Origin of the sequence: Streptococcus sp. 2154 (genome assembly GCF_013277255.1) — a bacterium.
Lineage (GTDB): Bacteria > Bacillota > Bacilli > Lactobacillales > Streptococcaceae > Streptococcus > Streptococcus pseudopneumoniae.
Genome location: NZ_VMMK01000102.1, coordinates 1 through 1,014, shown reverse-complemented (window position 1 = coordinate 1,014; position 1,014 = coordinate 1). Strand labels below are relative to the sequence as shown.

The window sequence follows — 1,014 nt, the reverse complement described above, 5'->3', positions numbered from 1 at the left end:
ATTCAGTTAGTCGTTTTATTGAGAAACGGCTAGGTTTGAAAGTATAGTAAAATGAAATAAGAATAGGACAAACCGATCAGGACAGTCAAATCGATTTCTAACAATGTTTTAGAAGTAGAGGTGTACTATTCTAGTTTCAATCTACTATAATTTGAAGGGGAATACCGTGATTGGCTAATATTTGTTCAAGGACATGATAGTAAGCATTCAAGTTCTCTTTTTTATCAAAATAAGCCCCTAGGATATTGCCGGAAGCATCATCAATGGCTAAGTGTAAGTTAGAGGTTTCTGCTCCAAACCAGGCATGAGGGCTAGCCTCCATTTGGATGAGTTCTCCAGCAAATTTCTTTCTGGGTCTACTAGGATGTAGCTTTTTAGTGTCTTCCAGGAAATCTTTAGCGGATGGTAAGATTGGATTGTCTAGGGGATGATTGCGGTTCAGTTTAGCTTGTTTTCTTAGTCTCTTCTTTGTCTTTCTGTGAGACTTGGGAGAGAGGATGTTTTCCTTATAGAGTATTTTTCTAACAGTTGTATCAGAGAGCTGAATTCCCTCTTCTTCAGCTAGTAATTCACAGAAATGAAGGACATTTGGTTTATATGTTTCATAGGAGAGGTATTTCTTTAGGACACGTTCTTTGATTTCATCAGGGATTGCATGTTTTGGTTTTCGATTTCTGTTTCCGTGTCTGAAGGCTTTTTTCCTTTCTGTTGATAGGCTAGTAGCAGACGATTGATTTGTCTTTCAGAAAGATTCAGTTCGACACAGGCTCGATTCTTTGTTTTCTTTCCTTGGTCTATAGCTTTTATCACAAGATATTTTTTCGTTTCATTCATATTCAGTTGGATACTTTTCATACGACTATTTTATCAAATGGGACATTTTCACGTTCGATTTACTAAAGACATTCTCACATTCGAGCCAAATTTCAAGTTCAAGTTAGCATGAAGAAGTCTTCTCTGGGTGATTTGTAGTTCAAGCATTTTTTAGGATAGTTATTAATCCAATTTTCGATG

Annotated in this window: 1 pseudogene; it reads right to left on the bottom strand. The window is 36.4% G+C overall.

Features of this window, described 5'->3' with window-relative positions:
- Positions 1-139 precede the first annotated feature (139 nt).
- Positions 140-834: pseudogene (locus tag HT693_RS11650) on the bottom strand (helix-turn-helix domain-containing protein); the annotation flags it as partial.
- Positions 835-1,014: the final 180 nt, after the last annotated feature.